The 402-nt window shown below is 75.6% G+C and carries 1 protein-coding gene; it reads right to left on the bottom strand.

Translation table 11 applies throughout. From position 1 onward, the window contains the following. The coding region (locus tag SACPADRAFT_RS33555; RefSeq protein ID WP_040924764.1) for a DUF6541 family protein at window positions 1–402 on the bottom strand (402 nt) is incomplete at both ends.

The following is a 402-nucleotide window of genomic DNA, read 5'->3' on the forward strand; positions in this document are numbered from 1 at the left end:
CGTCCCGAGCCCGGCCAGCCGGACGGTCGCCGCCGCCAGCGCCGCCACCGACACCGGCCACGCCACCGCCAGCAGCACGACGGTGACGACGTTGAGCCCCGTCATCGGATCCCCGACCGCGGGCGTGACCAGCGCGGCCAGCCTGGGCAGGCCCGACGGGTAGTAGACGACGGGTTCGGCGCTGACGACGTCGAGCGGCCAGGTCTGCCACGGCGCCGCGTTCCCGCTGTGGTGGATGTAGGCGCTGATCACGCTGTGCGTGATCGGGTCGTGCTCCTGCGGCGGGGTGGACCACGCCCCCAGACCGCGCTGCCAGGTGTCCAGCGCGAGCGCGACACCGCCGAGCCCGGACAGCAACCCGAGCGCCCGCGCGGCGTGCCGGGCGTGACCGGTCAGCACCGC

The sequence above is a fragment of the Saccharomonospora iraqiensis subsp. paurometabolica YIM 90007 genome (assembly GCF_000231035.2).
Lineage (GTDB): Bacteria > Actinomycetota > Actinomycetes > Mycobacteriales > Pseudonocardiaceae > Saccharomonospora > Saccharomonospora paurometabolica.